This is a genomic window from Pseudomonas sp. R62, assembly GCF_000257605.1.
GTDB classification, from domain to species: domain Bacteria; phylum Pseudomonadota; class Gammaproteobacteria; order Pseudomonadales; family Pseudomonadaceae; genus Aquipseudomonas; species Aquipseudomonas atacamensis.
Genome location: NZ_JH635998.1, coordinates 1897823 through 1904822, shown reverse-complemented (window position 1 = coordinate 1904822; position 7000 = coordinate 1897823). Strand labels below are relative to the sequence as shown.

Sequence of the window (7000 nt, the reverse complement as noted above, 5' to 3'; positions counted from 1 at the left end):
TTTATCGTCCGCAAATTTTGGTTCCGGGAGGGATCAAGTTAAGGGGCGGTGAATTTATATTGCGCAAGCCTTAGAGTTCAGGTTTATTGCCTATCCGCTAGTAGTGCCCTGCTCCACTCGTTTATCGTTGTAAGCGACGTGCACCAGCGGAGCAAAGTCGAAGATGCAAATGTTAGTTGCGGGTTTGACGTAGCAGTTGGTAGTCGGCCGGTTTTAGTGTTGGCTCACTTCACGTAGCCAACATCACAAGATTTGCTCACCGCTTATTCAGCCCCCGCGCCAGCCTGTCGCCACCCAACTGAATCACCGCCACCAGCGCCACCAGCAAGACAATTACCGTCAACATGATCTGGCTATCGAAGCGCTGATAACCGTAGCGGTAAGCGATATCCCCCAGCCCACCAGCACCAATTGCCCCAGCCATGGCCGACGAATTGATCATCGTCACCAGGGTGATGGTGAACCCGCCGACGATCCCCGGCAGCGCCTCGGGCAGCAGCACATGCCAGACGATATGCCAGCGCCGGCAACCCATGGCCTGTGCGGCTTCGATCAGACCATGATCGACCTCGCGCAGACTCACTTCGGCGATCCGCGCGAAGAACGGCGTTGCGGCGATTGTCAGCGGCACCACAGCGGCCCACACGCCATAGGTAGTGCCGACGATCAGGCGGGTGAACGGAATCAGCGCAACCATCAGGATCAGGAACGGGATCGAGCGGAACAGATTGACGAATGCACCCAGCGCACGGTTCAACAGCGGCGCCTCATAGATCCCGCCCTTGTCACTGGTGACCAGAATCACCGCCATGGGAATCCCCGCCAGCAGCGCGATCAGCGACGACACGCCGACCATCAAAAAGGTGTCGATAAAACCCTGCAGCAAGCGATCAAACCACATAGCCCAATACCTCCACTCGTTGCGCCCATTGCCCGGCGCGCTCGCGCAATTGCTCGGCGCTGAACGCCGAACCGCTGACGGCCAGTAACAGCTGCCCCAGCGCGTGTCCCTGAATTCGTTCGACGCCGCCCTGAAGCAGCTTCACTCGGCCACCCAATGCCGCGAACAACGCGGCCAGATCCGGCTCATCAGCGGCACTGCCGGTGAACTGCAAACGCAACACCACCGCTGCATTTGAAGCCGTTGATTGCGTCAGCAAACGACTCTGCAATTCTTCCGGCAAGGTGTGTTGCAGCGGTGCGAGCAAGGTCTGGCTGACTGCGTGTTGCGGATTGCCGAACACTTGCCATACCGGGCCTTGTTCGACCACATGGCCGTGCTCGAGCACGACAACGCGATCGCAGATCTCGCGGATCACCGCCATCTCGTGAGTGATCAGCACAATGGTCAGGCCGAGGCGTTTGTTGATCTCGCGCAGCAGGCCGAGGATCGACTGCGTGGTCTCCGGATCCAGCGCCGATGTCGCCTCATCGCAGAGCAGAATGTCCGGGTCATGCACCAGCGCGCGGGCAATGCCGACACGCTGTTTCTGCCCGCCTGAGAGTTGCGCCGGATAGGCCTTGTGCTTGCTGTGCAGGCCGACCAGTTCGAGCAGTTCGCGAACCTTGTTGTCTCGCTGCTCCTTCGGCACGCCGGCGACTTTCAGCGGCAACTCAACGTTCTGCCAGACGGTCTTGGCCGACATCAGATTGAAGTGCTGGAAGATCATGCCGATGCGCCGGCGCAGGGCGACGAGGCGGTCTTCATCGAACTCGCCGATATCGACCTGATCGATCAACACCCGCCCGGACGTTGGCTGCTCCAGGCGATTGATCGTGCGGATCAGCGACGACTTGCCGGCGCCGCTGCGGCCGATGATGCCGAACACTTCGCCGCGTTGAATCGCCAGGTCGATGCCCTGCAAAGCCGCGACCGGACCTTGCCGGCCGTTGTAGGTTTTGCCCACGCCGATAAAGCGTACGTGGGCGCGATTCAACTCGGGATGCAGCTCGGTTTTTTCAGCATTGTGTGGCTCTGGAAGCTCCAGTCGCCGTTGGATCGCCGCGGTCATGTTCAGCTTTCCCAGCCGGCCTGGTAGAGCTTGCCGTGGGCCTTGTCCAGTGCCGCGCGAACGGCCGGTGAATGCTGATAGATGTCGACGAACTTGATCAGGCGCGGGTCGGTTTTGCTCTTGGGCTGGATGACGAACTGGATCACGTATTCCTTGTGATCGAGACCGTCGAACAGCAGCGCCGAGCCGGCATCGAAGGTCTTCGCCAAGCGAATATAGGCTGGATAACCCTGGACCAGATCGGCGTCGTCATAGGCGCGCACCAGCTGCACGGCTTCGACCTGAAGGATCCTGATCTTTTTCGGATTGGCGACGATGTCGTCCTCGGTGGCCTTGTAGCCGACGCCCGGTTTCAGGGTGATCAAACCGGCCTTGGCGAGCAATTGCAGACCGCGACCGCTGTTGATCGGGTCGTTGGCGATGGCGACGCTGGCGCCTTCGGGCAGTTCATCGAAGCTTTTGTATTTCTTCGAATACAGGCCGACGTTGTTGATGATCCCAGGAGCGAATGGCACCAGATCGAAACCGGACGCGGCTTTGGCATTTTCCAGGAACGGGATGTGCTGGAAGTAATTCACGTCGATGTCGCCAGCGGCGAGGCTGACGTTGGGCGCGATCCAGTCGGTGAATTCCACCAGCTCGACTTTCAGGCCCTGTTTGGAGGCTTCTTCGACGGCGGCTTCCAGCGGAATGGCGAAAGCGGCGGTGGTGCCGATTTTCAACGGGGCGTCGGCGGCGAAGATAGCCGAGCTGAACAGGCCGAAGGCCAAGGCCAGTGCTTTGACTGGGTGGGACAGGTTTTTTTTGGTCATGGTGGTTTTTCCAGTCAGTGCATAAGATTTGTGGTGTCTGTTGTGGCCTCATCGCTGGCGAGCCAGCTCCCACAGGTTTTGTGTGCGCCGCAGACCCTTGTGGGAGCTGGCTTGCCAGCGATGCTTTTAGCGTCGGTACGAAGAGCCGGTATGTTGTTCAGGCAGCTGCGCCTCGCCGTGAAACAACTTCTCGCGTAAGGTCCCGCTGTCATACGCAGTCTTGTACGAGCCGCGCCGCTGCAACTCGGGAATCACCAGTTCGATGAAATCGACATAGCTTTCCGGGGTGACGATGCGCGTCAGGTTGAAGCCGTCCAGACCGGTTTCGGCGATCCACGACTCCAGCTCATCTGCGACTTTTTCAGGCGAACCGACCACGGTGATGTAGCGGCCACCGAGGGCGTGCTGGTCGAGCAATTTGCGCCGGGTCCAGTCGTTGTTCTGCAGGTTTTTCGTCGCCGACTGAATCGCATTGCTCTTCACGTACTGGATCGGTTCGTCGATTTCGTACTGGGCAAAGTCGATACCGGTAGACGCGGAAAAATGCGCCACGCCGGCCTCGGCGCTGGCATAGCTCAGGTATTCGGCATGCTTGGCCCACGCTGCTTCTGCGGTGGCGCCGACGATCACGTTGAGGCCCATGAACACCTTGATGTCTTGAGGATTGCGCCCGGCTTCGACGGCGCTGGCGCGGACCTTGTCGACCTGCACTTTGGTCGATGGTTTGTTCTGGCCGCTGATGAACACGCACTCGGCATGACGCCCGGCAAACAGCAAGCCGCGGTCGGAGCTACCGGCCTGAAACAGCACCGGCGTGCGCTGCGGTGACGGCTCGCAGAGGTGATAACCCGCGACCTGATAGAACTCGCCCTGGTGCTCGACCTTGTGCACTTTGTCCGGGTTGGCGTAGATGCGCTGCTCGCGGTCGTTGCGCACCGCGCCGTTCTCCCAGCTGCCTTCCCAGAGCTTGTACAAGACCTGCAGATATTCTTCGGCCTGGTCGTAGCGGCGGTCATGTTCGACCTGTTCGCGCAGACCCATGGCCTTGGCGGCGCTGTCCAGGTAACCGGTGACGATGTTCCAGCCGACCCGGCCGCGACTCAGATGATCGAGCGTCGACATGCGTCGGGCGAACAGATACGGCGGCTCGTAAGTGAGATTGGCAGTCAGGCCAAAGCCGAGGTTTCTGGTGACGGCGGCCATCGCTGAAACCAGCAGCAGCGGATCGTTGACCGGCAACTGGATCGACTCTTTCAGCGTGACGTCCACCGAGTTCTGGTAGACGTCGTAGACGCCGACGATGTCAGCGATGAACAGGCCATCGAACAATCCACGCTCAAGCAACTGCGCCAGTTCGGTCCAGTACTCGATCGTGTTGTAGCGGGTCGAGGTGTCGCGCGGATGCGTCCACAGGCCGTGATTGATGTGGCCGATGCAGTTCATGTTGAACGCGTTGAGCAGAATCTTCTTTTTCGCAGCAGTCATCAGATCGTCCCTCGCAGCGGAGGGTTTTCATCGTTGAGGTAGTAATTGCCCACGGCGTGATATTTCCAGCGCACCGGGTCGTGCAGGGTGTGCACGCGCGCGTTGCGCCAGTGCCGGTCGAGGCCGTGTTCACTCAGCGTCGCCTGGCTGCCGGCCAGTTCGAACAGCGTGCTGCCGGCGGCGAGGGAAATTTCCGTGCTGATCGCCCGCGCCTCAGCAACCGCGATCGACGCGGCGGCGACGGTTTCCGCGTTGGTTTCGGCTTGCGCGGCATCGAGGATTTCGCCGGCACGTTCGAGCAAGGCTTCGGTGGCGTGCAGCCGAATGCTCAAGTGGCCGAAGCTCTTCAATGTCAGCGGATCTTCGGTGGCCGTGTCGTTGCCGGAATCGATCCACGGACGGGTCTTGCTGCGCACGAAATGCAAGGCGTCTTCGTAAGCAGCGCGGGCAATGCCGGTGTCGATGGCGGCGTGGAGAATCTGCGCCAGCGGGCCGACCGTGGTCGGGCGCTCGAAAGCGCTCTGGAACGGCAGCACGTCTTCCGCCGCTACATACACATCTTCGAACACTACCGAGCCGCTGCCAGTGGTGCGCTGGCCGAAGCCGCTCCAGTCGTCGATCACCGTCAGGCCCTTGCTTTCGCGCGGGAGGAAGGCCAGTTGCTGTACGCCGTTTTCATCGACCACCGACGTCGGAATGCGCTGCGCGTAAATCGCCCCGGTCGAGTAGAACTTGCGACCGTTGATTCGATAACCATAACCATCACCATCGCGGGTGAGACGGGTGACGCGGTCGTGAGCGGTTCTGGTGCCCAATTCTGCCAAGGCATTGCCAAAGCGCTGGCCGGCGAGCACCTCGGCGTACAGGCGCTGTTTCTGTTCATCGCTGCCATTCACGCGCAGCACTTCCAGTGCGTAGAAATGGTTCTGCGGAATCTGCCCGAGCGAGCCGTCGGCCTGAGCGATGAGTGCGATGACTTTGCCCAGGGTGACGTTGGATACGCCCGCGCCGCCATATTCTTTCGGCACGCTGATGCCCCACAGGCCGGAGCGGGAAAACACTTCCAGCTCGGCCAATGGCAGGCGGCGTTCGCGGTCGCGCAGGGCGCTGTCGCGTTTGAAATCTTCGGCCAGGTCGCTGGCGACGATCAGGGCTTGCTCATCGCTGGTGATGAGCGCGACGTGATGGGAAAGCGTCATAGGGGGTTCTCCAGATGACTGGTCGTCTCAGATCCAGGAATGGCGAGCCGGCAAAGTGCCGTTCAGGCGATAGGCGCCGACCGTGTGATATTTCCAGCGCACCGGGTCGTGCAGGGTGTGCACGCGGGCGTTGCGCCAGTGGCGGTCGAGATTGAATTCGGCAAGGGTCGCGCGGCTGCCGGCCAGTTCGAAGAGCTTTTCGCTGGCCAGCAGCGAAATCTCGGTGGTCAGCACTTTTGCTTCGGCCACGGCGATCGAAGCGCGTGCGGCGGATTCGGCAGTCAGCGGCGCGGCGTGGACTTCATCGAGCACTTTGCCGGCCTTGCGCAGCAGCGCTTCGGCGGCGTGCAGTTCGATTTTCAGTTTGCCGATATCGGCGATCACGTAGAGGTCATCGCTGGCGCGCTCGACCTTGGCGTCGATCCATGGCCGTGCGCGGGTTTTGACGAAGTCGATGGCGTCGTCGATGGCGCCACGGGCGATGCCGGCGTCAATGGCCGCTTGAATCAGCTGCGACACTGCGCCTTGGGTGTTCGGCTTGTCGTTGATCTTCCAGTTGTCGATGACCAGGCTCGACTCGACGCGCACGTTGTTCAGCAGGATCGTGCCGCTGGCCGTGGTGCGCTGACCGAAGCCCGACCAGTCATCGACGATGCGCAAACCCGGCGTGCCGCGACGGACGAAGGCCAGCACCTGTTTACCGTCATCGTTGAGCGCTTTCACCGCGACCCAATGCGCAAACAGCGCGCCGGTGGAGTAGAACTTCTGGCCGTTGATTACGTAATCGTCGCCGTCGGCGCTGATTCGCGCCTTCAGTTCCAAGGTGTTTTTCGTGCCACGTTCCGGTCCGGCATTGCCGATGCGCCAGCCTTCCAGAACACTCTGGAACAGCTGCTTTTTCTGCGCTTCGGTAGCGGTGCCGAGCAGCAGATGGATGATGCCGAACTGGTTCTGCGGGATCTGCCCGAGCGCCGGGTCGGCGGCAGAAATGATCGCGAATACTTCGGCCAGCGTGACGAAGGAAACTTGCGGGCCACCGTACTCACGCGGGATGGCAATGCTGCCCAGACCGCTGCGGGTGAACTGTTCAATTTCCGACCAAGGCAGCTTGCGCTGCCGGTCGCGTTTGGCCGCCTGCACACGGGCGGCTTGCGCCAGATCAAAGGCGGCCTTGATCGCTTGAGCGTCGTTGCGCAGTACTTGCGCGGGCAACAACAGCGGGGCGATGTCCAGGTCGGACTGCAGATTCGCATCTGCAAGACTGGACATCAGTGCCGCTCCCTGGCTGCACGCAATGCCCTGGCGATCTGCACTGGGGTGATTGTGTTCCGGACCATACCTACCTCACATCTCATGAAAAACGCCGCGAAGTGCGACGATTGAAAGAATGTCCGGTGGTCCGGTGTATATACCCTAAGCGTGTATAAAAATTAAATAAACTAACTTTTAGGAATATGCATAGAAGGGGGGGATGTTCGGCTTGGTTAACGAG

At 60.5% G+C, this 7000-nt stretch carries 6 protein-coding genes; all 6 read right to left on the bottom strand.

Translation table 11 applies throughout. The annotated features are described in order from the left end of the window. Positions 1–256 precede the first annotated feature (256 nt). Positions 257–901 (bottom strand): methionine ABC transporter permease, encoded by a 645-nt coding sequence (locus OQK_RS09685; protein ID WP_016772208.1) that lies wholly within the window; start codon positions 899–901, stop codon positions 257–259. Next, a complete protein-coding gene (locus OQK_RS09680; protein ID WP_016772207.1) occupies positions 891–2012 on the bottom strand; it encodes a methionine ABC transporter ATP-binding protein in 1122 nt (373 codons plus the stop codon). The genes OQK_RS09685 and OQK_RS09680 overlap by 11 nt, the downstream gene beginning before the upstream one ends. A 2-nt stretch (positions 2013–2014) precedes the next feature. Further along, positions 2015–2824, bottom strand: a complete 810-nt coding sequence (locus OQK_RS09675) for a MetQ/NlpA family ABC transporter substrate-binding protein (RefSeq protein WP_016772206.1) — start codon at positions 2822–2824, stop codon at positions 2015–2017. Positions 2825–2950: 126 nt separating this feature from the next. Continuing rightward, positions 2951–4309 carry an LLM class flavin-dependent oxidoreductase gene (locus tag OQK_RS09670; RefSeq protein ID WP_016772205.1) on the bottom strand — a complete coding sequence of 453 codons (1359 nt, stop codon included), beginning with the start codon at positions 4307–4309 and terminating at the stop codon, positions 2951–2953. Further along, the gene (locus OQK_RS09665) at positions 4309–5508 is read right to left on the bottom strand and encodes an SfnB family sulfur acquisition oxidoreductase (RefSeq protein ID WP_016772204.1); all 1200 of its coding nucleotides are present in this window, start codon (positions 5506–5508) and stop codon (positions 4309–4311) included. Before OQK_RS09665 ends, OQK_RS09670 begins: the two co-directional genes overlap by 1 nt. A 27-nt stretch (positions 5509–5535) precedes the next feature. Beyond that, complete coding sequence (locus tag OQK_RS09660) at positions 5536–6777, bottom strand: SfnB family sulfur acquisition oxidoreductase (protein WP_016772203.1); 1242 nt, start codon at positions 6775–6777, stop codon at positions 5536–5538. Between the last annotated feature and the right edge of the window lie 223 nt (positions 6778–7000).

Coding starts and splice junctions, on each gene's coding strand:
- OQK_RS09675 (WP_016772206.1), bottom strand. CDS start 2,824: ATGACCAAAAAAAACCTGTCCCACCCAGTCAAAGCACTGGCCTTGGCC.
- OQK_RS09685 (WP_016772208.1), bottom strand. CDS start 901: ATGTGGTTTGATCGCTTGCTGCAGGGTTTTATCGACACCTTTTTGATG.
- OQK_RS09665 (WP_016772204.1), bottom strand. CDS start 5,508: ATGACGCTTTCCCATCACGTCGCGCTCATCACCAGCGATGAGCAAGCC.
- OQK_RS09660 (WP_016772203.1), bottom strand. CDS start 6,777: ATGTCCAGTCTTGCAGATGCGAATCTGCAGTCCGACCTGGACATCGCC.
- OQK_RS09680 (WP_016772207.1), bottom strand. CDS start 2,012: ATGACCGCGGCGATCCAACGGCGACTGGAGCTTCCAGAGCCACACAAT.
- OQK_RS09670 (WP_016772205.1), bottom strand. CDS start 4,309: ATGACTGCTGCGAAAAAGAAGATTCTGCTCAACGCGTTCAACATGAAC.